A 21,061-nucleotide genomic window follows, 5' to 3' on the forward strand; every position below is an offset into this window, starting at 1 on the left:
CGGTTGGCGCTGCAACAAAGCCAGGGCGCAGCTTAAAAGTCCGACGGCGGCAGGGCACCGTGGGTGCCTTGCCGCCGTCGTTCGGGTCATGCGGGAGCTGCTAGGCGAGGACCGCCAGGCGGGACTCCGGGCGGCGGCCGAAGAGGGCGCGGTCCAGGGAGAGCCGGCCGGCTCCGGTGAGGGCCAGGGCGAAGGATGCCGCGGCCAGCAGCAGCACGAGTTCGTAGCCTCCGTTTGCCGCGAACACGCCGGCAGGCGCGTGCACCAGGAACAGGGCGCCCAGCATGTCCAGGACGAGGAGGGCGGCCACCACGCGGGTGAGGATCCCCAGGATCAGGGCAATACCGCCGGCAAGTTCCAGGACCGCAATGGCAGGGGCCATGACGTCGGCGGCCGGAACGCCCATCTTGGCGAAGGAAGCCTGGGTGCCGGCGATGGTCCATTCATTGAACTTCTGCCAGCCGTGGGCTGCGAAGAGGAAGCCAAGGATGATGCGGAGGGCGGCAAGGGCGGTCGTGGTCAGTGCTTGCTTGTTCATGCCTTCCACTGTTCCCCATATATAGTTGAAGTGTCAACTAAGTTGCCCTGATTGTGGGGTTTGTCATGCCGGACGCGTTCCGGCCGGCAGGCGCGGTTAAGCTGGCAACGTGCCCCAACAACCTGCCCTTGCCGCCGCGGCCGGCACCCGCGCCCCTGCCCGCGAGATTCTCCGCCTCGCAGTCCCTGCGTTCGGGGCGCTGGTGGCTGAACCCCTTTTCCTGCTGGCTGACTCCGCCATCGTGGGGCATCTCGGCGTCGCCCAGCTCGCGGGGGTGGGGCTGGCATCAGCCGTGCTGCAGACCGCCGTCGGACTGATGGTCTTCCTGGCCTACTCCACGACGCCCGCCGTGGCGCGTGCCATCGGCGAAGGGCAGCTGGGCAAGGCGCTGGCGGCAGGGCGCGACGGCGTGTGGCTGGCAGCCCTCCTCGGCGTGCTGTTGGCGGTGGCCGGGTTCGCCGCGGCCGAACCGCTCATCGACCTGCTGGGCGCGGAAGGCAGTGCCCGTACGTTTGCCATCGACTATTTCCGCTGGTCCATGCCGGGCCTGGTGGCGATGCTGCTGATCTTCGCCGGCACCGGTGTGCTGCGCGGGCTGCAGGACACCCGGACTCCGCTGGTGGTGGCGACGGCCGGATTCGGTGTGAACATTGTGCTGAACTTGTGGCTGGTATATGGCCTGGGCTTGTCCGTGGCCGGCTCGGCGATCGGCACCAGCGTCGCCCAATGGGCCATGGCTGCGGTCTATGTGGTGATGGTGCGCCGGAACGCCGTACGCCACGGCGTAAGCCTGCTGCCCAGCTGGCGGGGGATCCGCAGCATGACCCGCGTCGGATCCTGGCTCATGCTGCGCACGCTCAGCCTGCGGGCAGCCATCCTGGCCACGGTGCTGGTGGTGACGGCCCAGGGTGAGGTCAACCTCGCCGCCCACCAGCTGGCCATGACCATTTTTTCCTTCCTGGCGTTCGCCCTGGATGCCCTGGCCATCGCCGCGCAGGCGCTCATCGGGAAGGAGTTGGGCGCTTCGAATGCCGGCAGGGCCAGGCTCCTGACCGGCACCATGATCAGATGGGGCGCGGGGTTCGGCGTGGTGACGGGCCTGCTGCTGGCCGTGGTTGCCCCTTGGGCGGGGGCCCTGTTCACCCCGGATCCCCAGGTGCAGTCGGCGCTCACGGTCGCCCTCTGGGTCCTGGCTGCCGGGCAGCCCATCGCCGGCTACGTCTTCGTCCTGGACGGGGTGCTGATCGGCGCGGGGGACGCCCGGTACCTCGCCCTTGCCGGGCTGGTGAACATCGCCGTCTACGTGCCGCTGCTGGCCTGGGTGGCAATCTCCGGTGCCACCGGCGCCGCAGGGCTGGGCTGGCTGTGGGCCGCTTTTGGCGTGGGATACATGGCCGCGCGGGCACTCACGCTGGGCGTGCGCGCCCGATCCGACCGCTGGATGGTCCTGGGGTCCGCCTGAACAGCTTTGCTGTGCCCGGGCGCAGTGCCCGGTTCGACCTTCCGGCAGCCCCCACTAAACTGGACCGGTGACGCAACCATCCACCCCTGCCGGCGCTGCCGCGGGAACTGCCCCCCGTAACGACCTCTGGAAGCCGGTCCTGCTGCGCTCGGCTGCTGCCCTGGCATTCGGTGCCGTGACGGTGTTTTGGACTTCGCCTTCCGTGGAGGTCATGGGCTGGGCCGGCGGCCTCTATCTCCTGGCCACCGGCGTGGTTTCCCTCCGCGCCATCCCCGCGGCAGGGATCGCGCAGAAGTCGGCGCCGGGGAAAATGTTGTCCTTCGCCGGGGCCTCCTCCGCCGGCGCAGGCGTGGTGGTGCTCCTGCTGCACAGCGACCTGGTGTTCGGGGTGATTGCCGCCCTGGGCCTCGGTGTGGCCGGTGTCCTCGAGCTTGCCTGCGGCTTGCGGCACAGGGGCCGTCACGTCCTGGCGCGCGACTGGATAGCGTCCGGGATCATCGGGATTGGAACAGCGGTGCTGCTGCCGTTCTTCATCAACCTCGGCGCCCATGCTCTGCTGGGCGTGGCCGGTGGAGGGGCGATCATTTCCGGTGTCCTGTGGGTGTTGTCCGGCCTGACGCTGCGGCACGATGCCCGGGGCGGCGCAGGAAAGCCGTAAACTAGGAGGAGCGCCCTTCTACTTTCTGTAGAAAATCGGGTGCGAAACTGCAATTCGTACACCAGGCCGGCCGTGCGCCGCCTGCAGGGAGGAACCACCGTGGCTGACCAGCATCAAGGAAAACCGCGCAAGCTGCGGACCTCGGTGAAGGGGCCGCTGATGTTTTCGGCCTTCTGGGCCGTCGTCGCCTTCGTTGCAGTGCTGATCTTCGCCTCCGGGGGAAGTGCCCGGGCGCCCCGCTTCGACCTCGCCTTCACGGCGGCCGGCATCGCCTTTATCGTGACCCTGGTGATCGCGGCCATGCTCTCGATGAGCTACAAGGAGAACGCCGAACACCTGGGCAAGGGTTCGGGCGTGAACCTGAGCTCGGCGCCCAAGGCATCCCCCCACGGAGGGTCCGGCCACGGCTTCGGTGCTCCGGGCAGCCAGAACCCGCCGGCATCCGGTGACGGCGCCGACGGCACGCCCCAGCGCTAGGGCCAAAGCGGCGCACAGCGGAACGCGGGCCGCGCCGGCCTGCTAGTTCGCGGCCGCCTGCCTGGCCCGGTAGGCCGCAACGTGGGCCCGGTTGGCGCAGTTCCCCGTGTCGCAATACCGCTTTGACCGGTTGCGGCTCAGATCCAGCACGGCGGCATCGCAGTCCTCGGATTCGCAGGTGCGCAGCCGCTCCATCTCTTTGCCGCGAATCACGTCTGCCAGCGCCATGGCCGCCTCGGTACTCATCCGGTCCGCCAGGGGAGCCTCCGGTGCCGTTGCATGCAGATGCCAGTCCCAGCCGTCGTGTTTCATCAGCTGCGGCAGTGCGTTTGCGTCCCGCAGGAGCCGGTTGACGGTGTCAACGGCGGCATCCTCATCCGCTGTCCATACCGCCGCCAGTTCACGGCGCAGCTGCCGCACACTCTCCAGTTCCGCGGCATCCCCGGCCCGCCCCCCGGAAAACCCCTCGGCGGCCAGGAAGGCATCCAGGTCCGCAACCGAGGACAGCCCCTCCCTGCCATTCGCGGCGGTATTGATGAGGTTTACCACCGTCCGCAGCGCCACCTCAGTGTCAGGGGCGAAAACCATGTTGACTCCTTACAGCACCCGGGCGTAATGTCATGAGCATTACCCCACTTTACTCCTGACAGGAGGCGACGGTGCCTGCCGCCAAAAACCATATCCCCACCACGGAGCTGCCCGCCGGGCGCCCCGGCTTCCTGGCATCCGGGCTGGGGATTGCGCTCTTCTCTTCTGCGGTCTTCGGCCTGTCCGGATCTTTTGCCAAGTCATTGCTGGAGACCGGCTGGTCGCCGGGAGCTGCCGTCACCGCCCGCCTGACGGGCGCTGCCCTGATCCTTGCGCTGCCGGCCGCTTTCGCGCTCAGGGGCAGGTGGCACCAGCTGAGGGACAATTGGCTCACCATCGTGCTGTTCGGGCTCATTGGCGTGGCGGCCTGCCAGTTGTTCTACTTCAACGCCGTGGCACGGCTGTCCGTGGGCGTGGCCCTGCTGCTGGAGTACTTGGCCCCGGTGATCATCGTCCTGTGGCTCTGGGCTGCGAGCCGCCGGCGCCCCCGGCTGCTGACCTCCGGCGGGACGCTGCTGTCCCTGGCCGGGCTGGTGCTGGTCCTTGACCTCACGGGAGCCGTCAAGGTGGATCTGGTGGGGGTTCTTTGGGGGATGGCGGCCGCCGTGTGCCTGGCCATCTACTTCTTCATCACCGCCAAGGAAAACGACACCCTGCCTCCTATCGTGCTGGCGTCAGGGGGACTGATGACGGGCGCTGCCGTGATGTGGCTCGCCGCGGCGACCGGCCTGCTGCCCATGGCCTTCAGCACCGCGGACACCACCCTTGGACCCTGGGCCACCCCGTGGTGGGTCTCGCTTGCCGGGCTGGTGGTGCTGGCCACGGTACTCGCCTACACGTCGGGCATCATGGCAGCCCGCGCCCTCGGTTCCAAAGTGGCATCCTTCGTCTCGCTCACCGAGGTCCTGTTTGCCGTCCTGTGGGCGTGGCTGCTGCTTGGGGAACTTCCCGGCGCCATCCAGCTCCTCGGGGGAGTCCTGATTGTCGGCGGTGTGATCCTGGTGCGGCTTGACGAGCTTCGCGCCTCCGCAGGCGAAGCGGGGATGAATGTCCAGGCGTCGCCGCTGGAGCACGCGAACGACGTCGAGCCCGTCCCTTAAGCACGCGCGCGCCGTCGTCGTGGGCAAACACAAAAGGGCAGGGACACCTGGTGGTGTCCCTGCCCCCGCCTGTTGGCGGTAAAGCCTAGTGGGAGGCCTGGCTCTGCTCTTCGGCGTTGCGCTTGGCCTGTGAGCCGGCTTCCTTCAGTGCCTCGGCAACCTTGGTCAGCATGGCGGTGTGGGTACCGGACCACTCGTTGCGGAACTTGGTGGCGTCCGGACCTTCCCAGTTGGTGCTGCTCAGAACCTTCGTGAGAGTGGACTTCTGCGTCTCGATCTCGGACGCACCTGCCTGAAGCTTGCTGCCGAGCTGGCGAAGCTGCTCAACGTCTGCACCCCAAATAGCCATCAGTTTCTCCTTGTTAGGTGTGGATCCGAACCAGATCGGCATCCCCAGCGGCCCCCCGGCTCATCCGGAAGATCCATTGCCTAAAACCTATCCCGGCCCCCAAACAGTGTCGATGGGCAGCCCTGCCCATGCCGGGCTCCCCATGGACGCCGGGTGAAGACCATGAAAAAAGGGTCGATCCCAGGCGTTGGAAGAGCCTAGCATGGCGTTATGTGCCGGAATATCCGAACCCTCCATAACTTCGAGCCACATGCCACGTCCGAGGAAGTGCACGCGGCCGCGCTGCAGTACGTCCGCAAGATCAGCGGCAGCACCAAGCCGTCCAAGGTAAACCAGGAGGCCTTTGACGACGCCGTGCATGAGATCGCGCACATCACGCAGCACCTGCTGGATGCGCTGGTAACGCAGGCGCCGCCCAAGGACCGGGACGCGGAAGCGGCCAAGGCCAAGGCGCGTACCGCGGTGCGGTACGGCGCGGCCTAAGCCCCTGCTGCTGATTGCCCAGGCTGCGGCTGCCTGCCGGGGCTGCGGTTACTTGCCGAAGCTCCGCAGCCGCAGCGAGTTGGTCACCACCAGGACCGAGCTGGCGGCCATGGCGGCGCCGGCAATCATCGGATTGAGCAGCCCCAGGGCGGCCACCGGGATGCCCACCGCGTTGTAGAAGAACGCCCAGAACAAGTTGGTCTTGATGGTGCCCAGGGTCTTCCGGGACAGCTCAATGGCCTGCGCCACCTGGGCGAGGTCGTTGCCCATCACTGTCAGGTCCGCGGCTTCGATGGCCACATCCGTGCCCGACCCCATCGCAATTCCCAAGTCGGCCTGCGCCAGCGCCGCAGCGTCATTGACGCCGTCCCCGGCCATGGCCACCGTGGCACCGCCGGCCTGGAGCTTCCGGACTGCCTCGACCTTTCCTTCCGGCAGGACGCCGGCGTAGACGTCGTCCGGAGCGATGCCGACGGCGGCAGCCACCTGGGCGGCCACGGCGGCGTTGTCACCGGTCAGCAGGATGGGCCGCAGGCCCAGTTCCTTCAACCGGTCGACGGCGGCCGCGGACCCCGCCTTGACGGTGTCCCTGAGGCTGATGATTCCGGCGGCTTTCCCGTCCACGGCGACGCAGATCGCCGTTGCGCCGCCCGCTTCCGCCGATCCGAGCGTGGCCCGCTGGCCGGCGTCCAGGACGATCCCGTTCTGCTCCAGCCAGCCGCGCCGCCCGGCCATCACGGCCCTGCCCTCAACGGTTCCCGACACTCCGCCGCCCGGCGCGGAACTGAACCCCTGCACGGAAGGCAACGTGCCGGCGTCGTCCGTGGCACCCGTGGACGGGGCCGCGGCAGCTGCGGCAGCGATGGCGCGGGCCACCGGGTGCTCGGAGGCTGCCTCAACGGCTCCGGCGAGCCGGAGGACGTCCCCTTCCAGGAAGCCAGGGAACGCTGCCGTGGCATCCACGGCCAGGACGCCGGTGGTGACCGTGCCTGTCTTGTCCAGCAGGATGGTGTCCACGGTGCGGGTGTCTTCAAGGACCTGCGGGCCCTTGATCAGGATGCCCAGTTGCGCGCCGCGGCCGGTGCCCGTCAGCAGGCCCACGGGCGTGGCCAGGCCGAGTGCGCAGGGGCAGGCAATGACGAGCACGGCGACGGCGGCCGTAAACGCCTGCCGAAGGTGGTCGCCGTCAGCGGCCGGGCCGGCGAGGAGGAGCCAGAGCGCGAACGTCACGACCGCCAGGGCCAGGACCACCGGCACGAAGACCGCACTGATCCGGTCCGCGAGCCGTGCAATCGGTGCCTTGCCGGTCTGGGCCTGCGACACCAGCCGCGCCATCTGGGCAAGGGTGGTTTCGGCACCAACCCGGGTAGCGCGGACCAGCAGGCGGCCGGACGTGTTGATGGTGGCGCCGGTGACGCGGCTGTCCGGCCCCACCTCCACGGGGACTGATTCACCCGTCACCAGTGAGGCGTCAACGGCCGAGGCGCCGTCCACCACCACGCCGTCGGTGGCGATCTTCTCTCCAGGGCGGACCACCAGGACGTCGCCCACCTGCAGCAGGTCGGCGGGGATCTTCTCTTCGTTGCCGTTGCGCAGGACTGTGGCATCCTTGGCGCCCAGGTTCAACAGGGCCTGGAGGGCGTCGCCGGCCTTCTGCTTGGCGTTGGCCTCCAGGTACCGGCCCAGGAGCAGGAAAGTGGTGACAACGGACGCCACCTCGAAGTACAGGCCGCCGGACATGCCCTCCATGCCAGGGTGCTCAGTCATGCGCGGATCCGCCAGCAGCTCCCAGGCCGAGAACAGGTACGCTGACGCCACCCCGAGGGACACCAGGGTGTCCATGGTGGAAGCGAAGTGCCGCGCGTTGATGGCCGCCGCGCGGTGGAAGGGCCACGCAGCCCACGTGACCACCGGCAGCGCCAGCACCGCCGCCACCCAGCCCCAGTTGGCGAACTGGAACGCCGGGACCATGCTGACCAGGAACACCGGGACGGTCAGGACCGCCGCAAGGATGAGGCGCGGGCGCAGCAGGGACGCGGGGATTGGGGCGGGTTCAGCCGCGGCCCCGGCTTCCGGGCCCGTAGGGCGCTGCTGGCGCACATGTGCCTTGTAGCCGGCCGCGTTAACCGTATCCACCAGCTGTTCGTCGGTGACGCCGTCCGGGACCGTGACGTAGGCCGACTCGAGTGGCAGGTTGACCGTTGCAGCCACGCCGTCGAGCTTGCCAAGCTTCTTTTCCACGCGGTTGACGCAGGACGCGCAGGTCATCCCTTCGATGTCGAGTTCGACGACGCGGGTGCCCGGCGGGTGGAGCAGTTCCTGGTGGCTCATTGTCAGCTTTCCGGTAGTGGAAGGGTTTCTAGGCTTCGTTGGCAACCACCAGGTAGCCGGCTTCGGCTACGGCTTCGCCGATTTCCGCGGGGGACAGTTCCTTGGCTGAAGTGACGGTAACGGTGGAAATGCCGCCGGCGTTCAGGTCCACGCTCACTGCTTCAACGCCTTCAAGGGCTTCGAGTTCTTCGCTGACTGCCGACACGCAGTGTCCGCAGGTCATGCCCGAGACGCTGATGGTTGTGGTGGTGGGGGAGGTGGTGCTCATGGCTTGCTCCTTCATGTGGTGCCGGCGGTGGCCGGGTTGGTGTGGGGGTTGTGTCAGCGAAGCAGTCGGCCGATGGCGTCGGCAGCTTCCTTTACCTTGGCATCGATGGCTTCTGCGCGTGCGTCGGGGTCCGGCTCGGAGGCCGCCCCCACCACGCAGTGGCCGATGTGTTCCTCGACCAGCCCAAGGCTCACGGCGTGCAGGGCCTTGGTGACGGCGGCAACCTGGGTGAGGATGTCGATGCAGTACTTGTCCTCATCCACCATCCGGGCAATGCCCCGCACCTGGCCCTCAATGCGCTTCAGGCGCCGCAGGTACGCGTCCTTGTTTCCCGTGTACCCGTGCTGCGGGGCAGCGCCATCCTCCCCGGCCGGCTGTTCGGCGGCCGCAACCGCTTCTTCGGTAGCGTTCATGGAGCCAACATATACCCCTTGGGGGTATCAGCGCAAGTACCCCCTAGGGGTATCTGCAGGGAGGCGGGGCACGCGCGTCTCCTGGTCCGTCAGGGCACAAAAAAGCTCCGGAGTGCGTTATTGGGGGATACGCACTCCGGAGCAGCTTTTGGGCAATTCCGGCTTCCACCTGGGTGGATCGGCCTTGCTTGAATCAGCTTACTGGCTGGTACGGGGCTGCGCCAGCACCGCGAATAACTACTTTCGCTTTACTTTAATCACGTCCGGAACGGAGGCATTCTGCCCCGGCTGCGCCGGTCATAGCCGGTCCTCATGGGCCGGCATCCGGTAGGGAACCAACAGCACCGGCCGGCTTTGATGGTGGCTGAGCCAAGACCCAACGGACCCGCCCAAAGCCTCGGAGAGGCGATGGGACAATCCACGTTCCGAGGTTCCCACGATGATCATGGGGGCATCCACTTCCGCGGCCAGCTGCCCCAGTGCACGGGCCGCGTCTCCCGTAAGGGTGCGGAAGGACCACTCTGGGGGGCTGCCGCCGGGCAGCTTGTCCACGGTGGCCTGGACCTCTGCTTTCAGCTCCGTTGCGAGTTCCAGCATGTCGTCATCAGCGTCCGGGTGGCGGGAAAGGCGGTGGGCGGAGCGGGCCGGGTCCCACTCCACGAGGTAGCTGGCTTCATCCACGTACGCGCAGACCAGGGGCGCGCCCAGCCGGGCAGCCAGGACGGCCGCGGTCTGGATGACCTCCGGGTGCTGTTTGGGCATGATCCCCACCAGCAGCGGGGCCCCGTCGAAATGTTCCCACGTCATGCTGCCCATTGTCCGCCCGCCCAAGGCCGCCTGAACAGGTACGTTGGGCCCGGGCCCGTCCCGGGAACACCGCGGTGCGGTGCTAGGGAACGGCGGGGGAGGCGGTGACCACGACGTTCTTGCCCCACGGATCCTCTGTGTAGCAGCTGATGAGGACCAGCCGGTTGGGCACCATGTCCCAGACCGGGCTGTCCTTGAGGCCGGACTTCAGGTAGGTCGTGACGCTGTCCACGTGATAGCTGATGGTTCCGGCCGGAGTCTGGACATCCAGCAGGTCGCCAACGGCGGCCGCCGAGCTCAAATGGTTGAAGGGGGCGTCCGCGCCCTCCCAGCTGTGGCCGATGACGTAGGTGGTGTTGCCGGAGCCCTTTCCGGGGATGCCGAAGGCCGTGAGCCAGTACCCGTCCTTGGTGGCAGGGGGCTCTATGGTGCGGCTGGACTGGGCTTCGCCGTCCAGGTCCAGGGGTTGGACGGCTACGTCGAAGGCGGCGGCCGGGTAGCGGATGTGCAGGGGCGGGGCGGCCGGCGGAAGGTCAGGTGCTTCCGCCGCCGGTGGGCCCGGAGCCTGGGCGGCCGCGGCTGGCGGCTGTGGCACGCCAATTTCCGCAATGGGAGCCGCGGCACCGAGGGGCCCGGCGGCAAGGGGTCCGGCGGCAGGGGACCCGGCGGCAACGGGAACGCTGCGGGCCGAAGCGGAGACGCTGCCGGCGGCCAGCAGCGGAGCCGGGTGGAACAGGGGAGCGCCAACCGTAAAGGACAGGAAAGCGAGGATGCCGCAACAAAGGATGGCCAGGTCGCCCCGGTTCCACCGCCGCCACGACTGCCGCCTGGTGATGCTTCGCCCGGGCCCCGCGTGCCGGCGTCGGTCCTGTCGCATGGCGTTCCCCTGTGGCATGGCATTCCTTAAGGGTTGGGCTGGATGGGAAGGAAGGCGCCCTGCCGGGCACTGGCAGGACGCCTTCCTTGTCGGGAAGCCACGGGAAGTGGCGGATGCCGGGCTAGCCGGCGGTGTGCAGCGGACGTGGCCGGCGGCGTACTGCCACTGCTGCTCCCGCGGCGGCCAGCGCTCCCACACCTGCAAGCCAGCCGGGCGCGCCGTCAACGGAACCCACAGCCGTCTGGGCGTTGTAGCCCTGGTTGGTCCCCACACTGGCGGCCGCTGCGGCGGGGGCTGCCTTCGGAGCCGCGGCCTGCTGGGCAGGCGTTGCCTGGGCGGGTACAGCTGCCGGGGCCACCGCGGCCGGCGGCACCACCGCAGGGGCTTCCGCAACAGGGGTTTCCGCTGGAGGCTGCACCAGGGGTTGTTCCGCGGGCTGGTCGACGACGACGGGCGTCTCCTGGGCCGGCGGGGTCACCACGGGCGGCTGCTCCGTAGGAGGCGCCACCACCGGGGGTTCCTCGGCGGGCGGCGTGGCGGGAGGGCTTACGGGAGGGTCGACGACGACGGGCGGATCCACGGGGTCGAGCACCTCGCCGGGCGGCAGCGGCGCGCACTTGGCGACGTAGAGTGCCTTTCCGGCGCTGGTCCAGTTCTTGCCCGGCGTATTGGATGTCGGCGGAATGATGTCCAGCGGATGCTGGTCGTGGCCGCCCAGCCCGTTGATGCTGAATTCCAAAGGTGCCCAGGTGATGCCGTCGCTGTGGCAAACGGTGACTTTCTCCCCCGCGGCCATGGCGGGCGCCGTGAGGCTGATCAGGCCGAGCCCAACCACCCCCAGTGTGGCTAAGGTGCGTTTCATGATTTCTCCCCATATATGTGTGAAACGGACCATGGCGGGGACGTGCCAGCGGTGGCGCCGTATGCCCCAGCAGCACGGTCAGCTTGCCTTGAGATTTCAGGCTAGGGGCGCCGCCCGGGGCAGTCGCCAGTAGGGGGTACTCGTCTTTCCCCGGGGCCGGCCGGCCAAGTTACCTGCCAGTACCCTAAACCCGGGCCGCGCCACCTGCTTCCGCGCCGGGGACCTTGTCCGCCGGGTGGGCCGCGCCTAACGTTTTAAGTGAAGCAAGGAGGGGGAATCGTGGAAATCTTCATGTGGTGGCTGGACCTGGACCTCGCCAGCAAGGAGTGGCTGCGGCAAAACCTCCATTCAGCGGAACTGCCGCTTCCGGTGCTCCAGGGGATCGCGGAGGCGGGCGGCCCCCACCCCGGCAATCCCGCTGCAGTGCTGACCGCCGCAGACTGGGACTTCATCGAGACCCAGTCGGAATTCGTGGACTGATCCCGCCCGCCGGCAGTTCAGGGAGCCGAAGGGGGCCTGAACCCGTTGCGCCTTGGCCACTGCGGTGGTTGCATGGTCCGCATGGCAACGGCGGCAGAATCATTCCTCCTGGCAATCGGCACCAAGAAAGGGCTGTGGCTCGCCACAAGCCGGGACAGGCGGGAGTGGTCCTTCACCGGCCCGCATTTCCTCATGGCTGAAATCCCCAGCATCGGAATCGATACCAGAGAGGGCCGCACCCGCATCCTGGTGGGCGTCCGCAGCCCGCACTGGGGGCCCACGGTTGCACACTCCGATGACCTGGGCGCCACCTGGTCCGAGCCGGAGCATGGCGCCATCACGTTTCCCGAGGACACCGGCGCAGCCCTGGACCGTGTGTGGCAGATCTACCCGGACGCCGAGTCCCGTCCCGGAGTGGTGTGGGCCGGCGCCGAGCCCATCTCCGTCTGGAAGTCCACGGACGGCGGCGAGCACTTCGAGTTGAACCGGGGCCTGTGGGACCACCCGCACCGCAGTGAATGGGGAGCCGGCTATGGCGGTGCGGCGGCACATTCCATCGTGGTGGACCCTGCGGGTGAAACTGTGCACGTCGCCATGAGCACCGGCGGCGTGTACCGCTCGCTCGACGGCGGCACGTCCTGGGAGGCGCGCAACAAGGGCATCTCGGCCTACTTCATGCCGGACCCCAACCCCGAGTTCGGCCAGTGCGTCCACAAGATTGCCGCTGATGCTGTGGTGGAAGGACGCCTCTACGCCCAGAACCACCACGGCGTCTACCGGACAGACGACAATGCCGACAGCTGGAACTCCATCGCGGAGGGCCTGCCCGCGGACTTCGGCTTCGTGATGCTGACGCATCCGCGCAGGGACGGCACCGCCTGGGTTGTTCCGCTGAAGGCCGACGGCGAACGCATTCCTCCCGACGGAAAGCTCGCCGTCCACCGCACGGACGACGCCGGGAACAGCTGGAAGCGGCTCAGCACCGGGCTCCCCGGGCAGGAGTACAACAGCGTGCTCAGGGACGCCGCCTCGGTGGACACCGCCGAACCCGCCGGCGTCTACTTCGGTACCCGCGGCGGGACCGTCTACGCGAGTGCGGACGAAGGGGAGACTTTCACGGAAGTGGCGTCGCACCTGCCGGACGTCCTCTGCGTCCGGGCGGCAGTGGTGGCCGGTGCCTGAGATCTCGCTGCTGCTGCCCGGTGTCCTGCAGCCGCTGGCCGGCGGGCAGTCCGTCCTGTCCACCCGGGCCGACGGGCCGGTGACGGTGGCACACCTGCTTGACGCGGTGGCCTCGGACTATGCCGTGCTGGGCCGGCGGCTCCGCGATGAAACCGGGGCCCTGCGCAGATTCGTGAACATCTATGTGGGCGGCGACGAAGTGCGGCGGCTGCAGGGCCTGGACACCGAGGTCCAACCCGGCCAGGAAGTGCTGGTAATCCAGTCCGTTGCGGGTGGCTGAGCCGCGCCTGGGGTCCTGACCGCCAAACGATTCCAAAATCGTTGACAATTTCGTCCGCGATCCGTACCGTCGGTTTCGTGCAGTGGTGATCAACTGCACCCATTCCTAGCGATGATGCGACAGGAAGGTACAGGGTGGCCGCGAGCCTGAGCCTCAAGGACGTCAGCCTCCACTTCGGCGGGGTCAAGGTGCTGCAGGACGTCAGCTTCGACGTCGAGCCCGGCGTGATCTTTGGCCTGGTAGGCCCTAACGGTGCCGGCAAGACCTCCCTGTTCAACTGCATCAGCGGCCATTACCGGCCAAGCTCCGGATCGATTTCCATCGACGGAACCGAGGTTTCCGGCAGTGCCCCTTCCCGGATGGCCCGCCTTGGACTTGCGCGCACCTTCCAGCATCCTGCGCTCCAGCTAAACACCACAGTGCTGCAGAACGTGCTCCTCGGAGGGCACACGCGGCTGCCCGGCGGCCCGGTCTCCTGGGCGCTGAGGATGCCCTACACCGTCCGGGCCGAGCGCGCCGTCCGTAACGAGGCGCTCGAACTCCTTGCCAAGGCCGGGCTGGGCTGGGCGGCGGATGTGCCAGCCGACGAACTCTCCCACGGGCTGCATAAAGGCATCGAGCTGTGGCGGGCCCTTCTTTCCAGGCCCGCCCTGCTTCTTCTCGACGAGCCGGCAGCCGGGCTCTCCCACGGGGAAGTCGAACAACTCATCGCCACCGTGAAGCGCCTCCGCGCCGAGCAGGACGTCACCATCATCATCGTGGAGCACCACATGGGACTCATCTCCGCGCTCACCGACCAGGTGGTGGTCCTGGACCACGGACGGAAGCTGATGTCGGGAACCGCGGCGGAGGCCCAGTCCGATCCCCGCGTCATCGAGGCCTACATTGGGAGGGACGCCGCGGATGACGCTGCTTGAACTCACGGACGTGACAGCGTCCTACGGGCCCGTGCAGGTCCTGGACGGGGTCTCGCTCAGCGTGCCGGACGGCGGGTCCGTGGGCATCCTGGGCGCGAACGGGGCGGGCAAGACCACCACGCTCCGCGCCATCAGCGGCAGCGTCAGGACCGGTGGACGGATCAGGTTCGATGGCCGGGACATCCGGGGCCTCCGGCCGGACCAGGTGGCCGCGCTGGGCATAGCCCACGTGCCCGAGGGCCGGGGCACACTGGGCCAGCTCAGCGTGCGCGAGAACCTGATGGTGGGCTCCTACCTGCGCAAAGACCGGAAAGCCATCGCCGGGGACATCGACTACTGCCTTGACCTGTTCCCGCAGCTGCAGGACCGGGTGGGCTCGCGGGCGGCGGCACTGTCCGGCGGCGAACAACAGATGCTCGCGGTGGGCCGCGCCTTCATGGCCAAACCCAAACTGCTGCTTTTGGACGAAGCCTCGCTGGGGCTGGCGCCCAGCACTGCCAAGGCGGTCTACCAGGCCATCCGCCGGCTGCGGCTCGAGTCCGGGATCGCCATGCTGGTGGTGGAACAGAATGCGAACCTCGCATTCTCCCTGGTGGACACCGCCACGGTCCTGGAAACGGGCCGGAACGTCCTCACCGGAACCTCGGCCGAACTCAAGGGCATGGACGAAATCCGCCGCGCCTACCTGGGGGGCTGACCGGCATGGGAACCTTCATCCAACTCGTCGTTGACGGCCTCGCCACCGGTTCCATCTACGCCGCCCTGGCCCTGGCAATCGTGTTGGTGAACCAGGCCACCGGCCTGATCAACTTCGCGCAGGGCGGCATGGCGGTGGTGTCCGCCTACATCGCCTACGTGTTCGTGGAACTCGGCCTGCCGCTCATCCTGGCCATCATCCTTGCCATTGTCCTGTCCTTCCTCTTCGGCGCACTGGTGGAACGGTTCCTGATCCGGCGGTTTGAACGGGGGGATCCGGACACCGCAGTGGTGGTGACCATCGGCCTGCTCACCCTGGTCACCGGCATCTGCGCAGTCCTTTGGGGCTACAACAACCTGGGGTTCCCGTCGCTCTTCCCGCTGACCAGCGTTGAAATCCTCGGGGCGGTGGTCAGCGTCAGGTCCCTTGCCACCGCCGTGACCATCGTGGTGATCATGGTGGTCCTGCAGCTGCTCTTCCTGCGCACCAAGCTGGGACTGGCCCTGCGCGCCGTTGCCGACAACCCGGCGTCGGCCGCTTTTTCCGGCCTGCCGGTGGGCCGCCTGCTCATGGTGGGATGGGGACTTGCGGCCACCCTGGGGGCGATCGCCGGCGTCCTCGTGGCTCCCCAGCTGACCCTCACGCCCGGCATGCTGGACACGGCCCTGGTCTATGCGCTCGCCGCCGTGATCCTCGGCGGCCTGACCAGCCCCATCGGCTGCGTGGTAGCGGCGTCCGCGATCGGTGTCCTGGAAAACCTGGTGGCCGTGTACATTCCCCTCATCGGCCACGACCTCAAGATCGCCGTGCCCTTCGCGCTGATCTTCGTCATCCTCATCGTTCGTCCCCAGGGCCTGTTCGGCAGAAAGGTCGTGGTGAGGGTCTGATGAGTGCCGTTGCCGCCACTGCCCGCAGGCCATGGGTCCGGATAGTCCTCGCCGCCGTCGTGGCCATAGTGCTGCTCGTGGCCCCACTGGCCCTGCCGGCCTTTGCGAACCAAACGCTGGTCCGCATCGGTGTCTATGCCGTGGCGGTGCTCGGGCTGAATATCGTCATGGGCTACACAGGCCAGGTCAACCTCGGGCAGATCTTCTTCGTGGGGCTGGGCGCCTATGTCACCGCGTACGGCGTCAACCATGGCTGGAACATCCTGCTGGTGTTCGCCGCCGCCTGCGCCGTTGCCGGCGTGGTGGGACTGCTGGTGGCCCTTGCCGCCGCCCGCCTGGGCGGCCTTGCCATCGCGATGGTCACCATCGCCCTCCCGATCGTCGGGGTGCCACTGGCCAAGCGCCTCTCCGAATTTACCGGCGGCTCGCAGGGGATCTCCGCGCGGTTCACGGACGCCCCGGACTGGTCCGGCCTGGACAACGACCAATGGCAGTTCTACATCGTCCTGGCGGTGGCGGCCGCGGCTTTCCTGCTGGCGCGGAGCCTGGTCCGGGGCAAGTACGGGCGGGCATTCGCGGCCGTCCGGGAAGACGAGGCTGTTGCGGCCTCCATGGGCATTTCGCCCTACCGGACCAAGGTCCTCGCCTTCACCATCGCCTCCATCTTCGGCGGTGCCAGCGGCTTCCTGTACCTCGCAGCCGTGCAGTACACCTCGCCGGAGACCCTGAGTTTCGGCCATTCCATCAGCCTCGTGGCCGCCATGGTCATCGGCGGCGCCGGGAGCATCGCGGGTTCGCTCCTGGGCGGCGCCTACTACGTCTTCGTTCCGCAACTCACCAACGCCATAGATCCCAACCTCACCACCATCAGCCAGGGTGCCATCCTCCTCGCGGTGCTGTTCCTGTTGCCCGGCGGCCTGGTCAGCATCCCCAGGGTGGTCCGCAGGCTGGCCCGCCGGACCGGCGCCGCCGGTGGCCGCTCCGCCGCCCGCTCCACCGCCGCCCACTCCACCGCTGCCGGCTCCCCGGCGGCTCCTGCAGCGGATACCTCCCAGCAGACCGCTCCAGCCCACCGTCCGGTACCGGACAGTGCGCTGGAGGGACACGAACAAACAGAGAGGCAAGATGGACCATGAAGATGAGAAAGAAGCCCGGCGGGGTACTTGGCATCGTTGCCGTGACGGCCGCCGTCGCGCTCTCCCTGTCCGGATGCAGGGGTGACAGCGGCGGCCAGGGCGGCGGTTCGGCATCCTCTCCGGGGATCACGGATTCGGCGATCACGCTTGGGATCACCACGCCGCTCAGCGGCGCCACCGCCGGACCGGGCAAGTGCACGGTTGCCGGGGTCTCGGCGTACTTCGGGGCCGCGAACGCCGCGGGCGGTGTGAAGTTTGGTGACGGCAAAACGCGCACCGTGAACATCAAGTCCTATGACGACGCCTACGACCCGCAAAAGTCCCTGGCCAACTTCCAGCAGATGGTGTCCGACAACGTGTTTGCCGCCACCGCCGGCCTGGGGACGCCCACCAACCGGGCATTCCGCGACGCGGCCATCAGCCAGAAGGTCCCGCAGGTGCTGGTGATGACCGGTGACCCACTGTTCAGCGACCGGAAGCAGAGCCCCTGGCAACTGGGCTTCGTGCCCGTCTACCAGAATGAGGGTGCCGCGTTCGGAAAGCTCCTGGCGAAGTCGGGTGCGCAGCACAAGGTGGCCATCCTGTCGCAGAACGATGACTACGGCAAGGGATACGTCTCGGGCTTCAAGGAGGCCATCCAGGGGGCGTCCAACATTTCGGTGGTGGGGGAGCAGACCTATGAGGCCACCGACACGTCCGTGGATGCCCAGCTCACCCAGCTGGCCTCCTCGGGGGCTGACGTCTTCTTCAACGCCATGTCCATCACGCCGCTCACCATCGCGGCACTGCAAAAGGCACAGCAGATCGGCTGGAAGCCCAGCTGGTTCCTGCCCTCCAACACGTCCAGCCCCACGGCGATCCTCGAACCGGGCGGCGCCTCCGCCTACCCCGGAATCTACTCGGTGTCCTTTGCCAAGGCACCGCAGAGCCCGGCGTTCGCCAAGGACACCGACGTCGTCAAATTCCTCGACGAACTGAAGAAATACGGGAACTACCCGGACATGCCGGCCTTCCCGCATTGCATGTGGAGCTACATGGTGGGGGCCACCCTTGAGAAGGCGTTCCAGAACATGAAGGAGCCCACGCGGGACAGCTTCATGACGGCGCTGCGGGACATCAAGGACCTGAAGGCGCCACTGATGCTGGAGGGTACGTCGGTCAACACCACGGTGGATGGCCAGCCGGCGGTGTCCTCGGTGGTGGTGCAGAAGTACAACGGCAAGGGCTATGCAACTGCCGAGAACTTTGGCTGATCAGCTCCGGGCGGCGCTTGGCACCGGCCGGGCGCCGCCCGGGGATTCCAGGCTGTCCACCAGTTCCAGCCCGCGCCGGGCCCACGCGATCTCCGCGTGGGCCCGGTCCACCAGGCCCTCATAGGTGAACCGCTTGAACGCAATGGTCCGTTCGCGGTCAGCCGGATCGGTCACGGCCAGGCGGCGCACCAGCATCGGGTTCTCCACCTGGGCGATGCGCTGGAGCTCACCCTCCCATTGGGCGAGCTCGGCCTCCCATTGCTCCTGGTGCCGGCGGAAAAACTCCCTGGCCGTCTCCGGGGATGCCGCCTCAAGGTAGGCGGCACGCAGGTGGGCGGGATCGCGGACCCGCGCGTACTCCAACGGGGTCTGCATCCACTCGAGGAAGGCCTGGTTCCCCGCGTCCGTGACATGGTAGACCCGGCGGGTGGCGCGCTGGCCCCTGGGCTGCTCCTCACCCTCGATGAGGTTCTCCGCTTCCATCTTGCGCAGCTCAGGGTAGATCTGGGAATCGGGGGCATGCCACACGTGCCCCACCGACATGGAGAACTGCTTCTGCAGTTCATAGCCAGACAGCGGGCCCACACGCAGCAGCGCAAGCAGCGCGTACCGAAGGCTCATGCGGTACTCCTCCAAGGGCTCAAGGAAGGTGCGGGGGCGCCCGCGCCCCCGCACTCCGGCGTCCCCAGCCTAGGCCGACTGGTAGTTCGTCCGCCACCCGCCGTGATACGTGGCGCGCGCCACGGTGGAGTAGGGCACGGGGCTGACCACGGCCCGCACTTCAGTCTGCACATGGGGTTCGACGGCGGCCTTGGCGGTTCCGCCGTTGGGCTCACCCCACACGACCTTCAGTTCCGTGCCTTCCGGGACGTTGGGATCGATGGTGGCCAGCGACAGGGCCCGGCGTTCATTGGCGCTGTAGCCGGTGAACATCGAGTAGCCCACCACGGTTCCGTCGGCGTCCACCACCGAGTCATAGTTGGCCGAGCCGTAGTTTGCCAGGGGCAGGTCAAAGAACTTGTAGCTTGGTCCGTCCACGTTGAACAGCGACGCGAAAATGGAGGTGACATCCTCCGCGTCCCAGGCCAGGGTGACCTTCTTGCGCTGCGAGGCGGGGTCGATCTTCTGGAGTGCGTCGCGGCCGATGAAGTCGTGGTCGAACTTGACGAACGAGCCGTAGCCCAGCTCCCACGGGGTCAGGTAGTAGTCCTCGATGTTCCCGGACACGAACGAGCCCGCCAGGGTTCCGGTGGCTTCGTAGCCGTCAGCGGGCAGCCATTCGCGGTAGCCGCGCTCCGCTTCGCCGGTGTAGATGGCCGGCAGCGGCGACGGGATCCAGCCGGACTCGAGGGTGTTGGACGGGTACGCCCGGGAGCCCACGGGCACCAGCCCGAACTCGGCGCCGGCCTCCACGATGGCGTCGCGGATGCGGTCGTGGTCCGCGTACGGGCCCCACACTTCCAGGCCCGGTGCGCCGGCCATCCCGTGCCGCAGGGTGCGGACGGTGGTCCCGGCGATGGCCATGGTGGACATGTTGAAGAACTTGAGCTGCTCCAGTGCGCCGCCGTTGAGCTTCTCAATGACCTGCCAGGCGTTGGGTCCCTGGATCTGGAAGCGGTAGTACTGGCGGGTCACGGGGTGGCCGTACGGCCGTGACGGTGAGCGCCGGTCCACGGTGATGTCCAGGTCCCGGTAGCCGCCAGTCTCGCCGTGGTAGAGCAGCCAGTTGGCTGCCGGGGACCGGCCGACGTACACGTATTCGTCCTCCGCCTCGTGGAAGAGGATGCCGTCTCCGATGACGTGTCCGGACTCGGTGGTGGGCACGTATTGCTTGGCTTTGTTCACCGGGAAGGCGGCGGTGGAGTTGATGGCGGTGGCGGTGATCAGCTTGATCGCGTCCGGGCCCTTCAGGAACAGGTTGTCCATGTGGTGGGACTGGTCGTAGAGGACGGCCGTCTGCCGCCAGGCGGTTTGCTCCTTGATCCAGTTCTGGAAGTCGGCCGGGACCACCGGGTAGATGTAGGAGCCGATCTGGGAGTTGCGGAGGAGGTCAACCGCCCCTTTCGACGCGTCGAGGACTTCCTGCAGGTTTTTCGGTGCCACGTTGAACCTCTTGTTCTGTATCGGATTGTTGGTGGGTATCAGAAGACGATGGTCTGGTTGCCGTGCCGGATGACCCGGTCCTCGGCATGCCACTGGACGGCGCGGGAGAGCACCGCGCGTTCCACGTAGGCGCCGCGCGCCTGGAGGTCCAGGGCGGAGTGCGCGTGCGTTACGCGGGCCACGTCCTGTTCGATGATGGGCCCTTCGTCCAGGTCCTTGGTCACGTAGTGCGAGGTGGCGCCGATCAGTTTGACGCCCCGCTCCTTGGCCTTGCGGTAGGGCGCGGCGCCCACGAACGCAGGCAGGAAGGAGTGGTGGATATTGATCAGCGGCACGGAAACCGCGTCCAGGAATCCGGGGGACAGGATCTGCATGTACCGGGCCAGCACCACGAAGTCCACGTTGCCCTCCAGCAGCTTCAGGACCTGGGCCTCCGCTGCTGCCTTGTCCGGCCCTGCGGAGGGGACGTGGAAGAACGGGACGCCAAAGGCCCGCACGTCCTCGGCCGTGTTCGTGTGGTTGGAGATCACCATGGGAATGGTCACGGGCAGTTCACCCCTCCGGTGCCGCCAGAGCAGTTCCAGCAGGCAGTGGTCGGAGGTGGATACCAGGATGGCCATGCGCTTGGGGATGGAGCGGTCGGTCAGGGTCCAGGAGAGCCCCAGCGGGGTGAGGGTCCTGGCGAGGTCGGCCTCGATTTCAGGCATCGCGGCGGCCAGGTCCGGCCGGTTGAAGACGACCCGCTGGAAGAAGTCACCCGATGAAGGATCACTGGAGTACTGGTCCAGGGAGACGATGTTTCCCCTGTTGCGGGTCACCAGGGCGGCCACCGCAGCCACGATGCCCGGCTGGTCCGGCCCGTCAACGATCAGGCAGGACTGGTCCTTGCGGGATTCGGTGTGCAGGACCATCG

At 67.7% G+C, this 21,061-nt stretch carries 25 protein-coding genes; 13 read left to right on the top strand and 12 right to left on the bottom strand.

Going from position 1 to position 21,061, the window contains the following annotated elements; all coding sequences use genetic code 11:
• Positions 1-100 precede the first annotated feature (100 nt).
• Positions 101-538: a DoxX family protein gene (locus ACWRN3_RS12630; protein WP_224023859.1), complete on the bottom strand. Its 438-nt coding sequence runs from the start codon at positions 536-538 to the stop codon at positions 101-103.
• 109 nt (positions 539-647) lie between these two features.
• Between ACWRN3_RS12630 and ACWRN3_RS12635 the strand changes: the two genes are divergently transcribed.
• From ACWRN3_RS12635 to ACWRN3_RS12645, 3 genes are all read left to right on the top strand, one after another.
• The gene (locus tag ACWRN3_RS12635; protein WP_476740830.1) at positions 648-2,000 is read left to right on the top strand and encodes an MATE family efflux transporter; all 1,353 of its coding nucleotides are present in this window, start codon (positions 648-650) and stop codon (positions 1,998-2,000) included.
• A 67-nt stretch (positions 2,001-2,067) separates the two neighbouring features.
• Complete coding sequence (locus tag ACWRN3_RS12640) at positions 2,068-2,658, top strand: hypothetical protein (RefSeq protein ID WP_324643580.1); 591 nt, start codon at positions 2,068-2,070, stop codon at positions 2,656-2,658.
• A 99-nt stretch (positions 2,659-2,757) separates the two neighbouring features.
• The gene (locus ACWRN3_RS12645) at positions 2,758-3,135 is read left to right on the top strand and encodes a hypothetical protein (protein ID WP_224023856.1); all 378 of its coding nucleotides are present in this window, start codon (positions 2,758-2,760) and stop codon (positions 3,133-3,135) included.
• A 42-nt stretch (positions 3,136-3,177) separates the two neighbouring features.
• On the opposite strand, the gene ACWRN3_RS12650 is transcribed toward ACWRN3_RS12645, so the two are convergent.
• A complete protein-coding gene (locus ACWRN3_RS12650) occupies positions 3,178-3,723 on the bottom strand; it encodes a CGNR zinc finger domain-containing protein (protein ID WP_476740831.1) in 546 nt (181 codons plus the stop codon).
• 71 nt (positions 3,724-3,794) lie between these two features.
• On the opposite strand from ACWRN3_RS12650, the gene ACWRN3_RS12655 reads away from it, so the two are divergent.
• Positions 3,795-4,823, top strand: a complete 1,029-nt coding sequence (locus ACWRN3_RS12655) for an EamA family transporter (RefSeq protein WP_476740832.1) — start codon at positions 3,795-3,797, stop codon at positions 4,821-4,823.
• An 85-nt stretch (positions 4,824-4,908) separates the two neighbouring features.
• Here ACWRN3_RS12655 and ACWRN3_RS12660 read toward each other — a convergent pair whose 3' ends face one another.
• Positions 4,909-5,172 (bottom strand): WXG100 family type VII secretion target, encoded by a 264-nt coding sequence (locus ACWRN3_RS12660; protein WP_110545130.1) that lies wholly within the window; start codon positions 5,170-5,172, stop codon positions 4,909-4,911.
• 210 nt (positions 5,173-5,382) lie between these two features.
• Here ACWRN3_RS12660 and ACWRN3_RS12665 point away from each other — a divergent pair, with 210 nt between their 5' ends.
• Entirely contained in the window at positions 5,383-5,655 is a 273-nt protein-coding gene (locus ACWRN3_RS12665; RefSeq protein ID WP_324643576.1) for a DUF2277 domain-containing protein, read from the top strand.
• A 48-nt stretch (positions 5,656-5,703) separates the two neighbouring features.
• On the opposite strand, the gene ACWRN3_RS12670 is transcribed toward ACWRN3_RS12665, so the two are convergent.
• The 6 genes from ACWRN3_RS12670 to ACWRN3_RS12695 form a co-directional block, all read right to left on the bottom strand.
• Positions 5,704-7,986, bottom strand: coding sequence for a heavy metal translocating P-type ATPase (locus ACWRN3_RS12670; RefSeq protein WP_255173772.1), 2,283 nt, complete (start codon positions 7,984-7,986; stop codon positions 5,704-5,706).
• A gap of 28 nt (positions 7,987-8,014) precedes the next feature.
• A complete protein-coding gene (locus tag ACWRN3_RS12675; RefSeq protein WP_255173771.1) occupies positions 8,015-8,254 on the bottom strand; it encodes a heavy-metal-associated domain-containing protein in 240 nt (79 codons plus the stop codon).
• A gap of 53 nt (positions 8,255-8,307) precedes the next feature.
• Positions 8,308-8,667, bottom strand: a complete 360-nt coding sequence (locus tag ACWRN3_RS12680) for a metal-sensitive transcriptional regulator (protein WP_255173770.1) — start codon at positions 8,665-8,667, stop codon at positions 8,308-8,310.
• A 297-nt stretch (positions 8,668-8,964) separates the two neighbouring features.
• Entirely contained in the window at positions 8,965-9,474 is a 510-nt protein-coding gene (locus ACWRN3_RS12685; protein ID WP_476740833.1) for a universal stress protein, read from the bottom strand.
• An 82-nt stretch (positions 9,475-9,556) separates the two neighbouring features.
• Positions 9,557-10,369 (bottom strand): class F sortase, encoded by an 813-nt coding sequence (locus tag ACWRN3_RS12690; RefSeq protein WP_476740834.1) that lies wholly within the window; start codon positions 10,367-10,369, stop codon positions 9,557-9,559.
• A 103-nt stretch (positions 10,370-10,472) separates the two neighbouring features.
• Entirely contained in the window at positions 10,473-11,213 is a 741-nt protein-coding gene (locus tag ACWRN3_RS12695; RefSeq protein WP_476740835.1) for a hypothetical protein, read from the bottom strand.
• A 279-nt stretch (positions 11,214-11,492) separates the two neighbouring features.
• Between ACWRN3_RS12695 and ACWRN3_RS12700 the strand changes: the two genes are divergently transcribed.
• From ACWRN3_RS12700 to ACWRN3_RS12735, 8 genes are all read left to right on the top strand, one after another.
• Positions 11,493-11,693 (top strand): hypothetical protein, encoded by a 201-nt coding sequence (locus tag ACWRN3_RS12700; RefSeq protein WP_255173766.1) that lies wholly within the window; start codon positions 11,493-11,495, stop codon positions 11,691-11,693.
• A gap of 72 nt (positions 11,694-11,765) precedes the next feature.
• Positions 11,766-12,875 (top strand): WD40/YVTN/BNR-like repeat-containing protein, encoded by a 1,110-nt coding sequence (locus ACWRN3_RS12705; protein ID WP_255173765.1) that lies wholly within the window; start codon positions 11,766-11,768, stop codon positions 12,873-12,875.
• On the top strand, positions 12,868-13,155 hold the full coding sequence (locus ACWRN3_RS12710) for a MoaD/ThiS family protein (protein WP_255173764.1): 288 nt from the start codon (positions 12,868-12,870) through the stop codon (positions 13,153-13,155). The genes ACWRN3_RS12705 and ACWRN3_RS12710 overlap by 8 nt, the downstream gene beginning before the upstream one ends.
• A 134-nt stretch (positions 13,156-13,289) precedes the next feature.
• Positions 13,290-14,072 carry an ABC transporter ATP-binding protein gene (locus ACWRN3_RS12715; RefSeq protein ID WP_255173763.1) on the top strand — a complete coding sequence of 261 codons (783 nt, stop codon included), beginning with the start codon at positions 13,290-13,292 and terminating at the stop codon, positions 14,070-14,072.
• Positions 14,059-14,769 (top strand): ABC transporter ATP-binding protein, encoded by a 711-nt coding sequence (locus ACWRN3_RS12720; RefSeq protein ID WP_255173762.1) that lies wholly within the window; start codon positions 14,059-14,061, stop codon positions 14,767-14,769. The genes ACWRN3_RS12715 and ACWRN3_RS12720 overlap by 14 nt, the downstream gene beginning before the upstream one ends.
• A gap of 5 nt (positions 14,770-14,774) precedes the next feature.
• Positions 14,775-15,656: a branched-chain amino acid ABC transporter permease gene (locus ACWRN3_RS12725; RefSeq protein WP_255173761.1), complete on the top strand. Its 882-nt coding sequence runs from the start codon at positions 14,775-14,777 to the stop codon at positions 15,654-15,656.
• Positions 15,656-16,792, top strand: coding sequence for a branched-chain amino acid ABC transporter permease (locus tag ACWRN3_RS12730; RefSeq protein ID WP_476740836.1), 1,137 nt, complete (start codon positions 15,656-15,658; stop codon positions 16,790-16,792). The genes ACWRN3_RS12725 and ACWRN3_RS12730 overlap by 1 nt, the downstream gene beginning before the upstream one ends.
• A 2-nt stretch (positions 16,793-16,794) precedes the next feature.
• Positions 16,795-18,045, top strand: coding sequence for an ABC transporter substrate-binding protein (locus tag ACWRN3_RS12735; protein ID WP_476740837.1), 1,251 nt, complete (start codon positions 16,795-16,797; stop codon positions 18,043-18,045).
• On the opposite strand, the gene ACWRN3_RS12740 is transcribed toward ACWRN3_RS12735, so the two are convergent.
• The 3 genes from ACWRN3_RS12740 to purU form a co-directional block, all read right to left on the bottom strand.
• Positions 18,046-18,666 carry a helix-turn-helix transcriptional regulator gene (locus tag ACWRN3_RS12740; RefSeq protein ID WP_255173758.1) on the bottom strand — a complete coding sequence of 207 codons (621 nt, stop codon included), beginning with the start codon at positions 18,664-18,666 and terminating at the stop codon, positions 18,046-18,048.
• A 69-nt stretch (positions 18,667-18,735) separates the two neighbouring features.
• Positions 18,736-20,148 (bottom strand): vanillate/3-O-methylgallate O-demethylase, encoded by a 1,413-nt coding sequence (ligM, locus tag ACWRN3_RS12745; protein ID WP_324643563.1) that lies wholly within the window; start codon positions 20,146-20,148, stop codon positions 18,736-18,738.
• Between the two features lie 38 nt (positions 20,149-20,186).
• Positions 20,187-21,059 (bottom strand): formyltetrahydrofolate deformylase, encoded by an 873-nt coding sequence (gene purU / locus ACWRN3_RS12750; protein ID WP_324643562.1) that lies wholly within the window; start codon positions 21,057-21,059, stop codon positions 20,187-20,189.
• Between the last annotated feature and the right edge of the window lie 2 nt (positions 21,060-21,061).

This window comes from Pseudarthrobacter sp. rb (assembly GCF_056389225.1).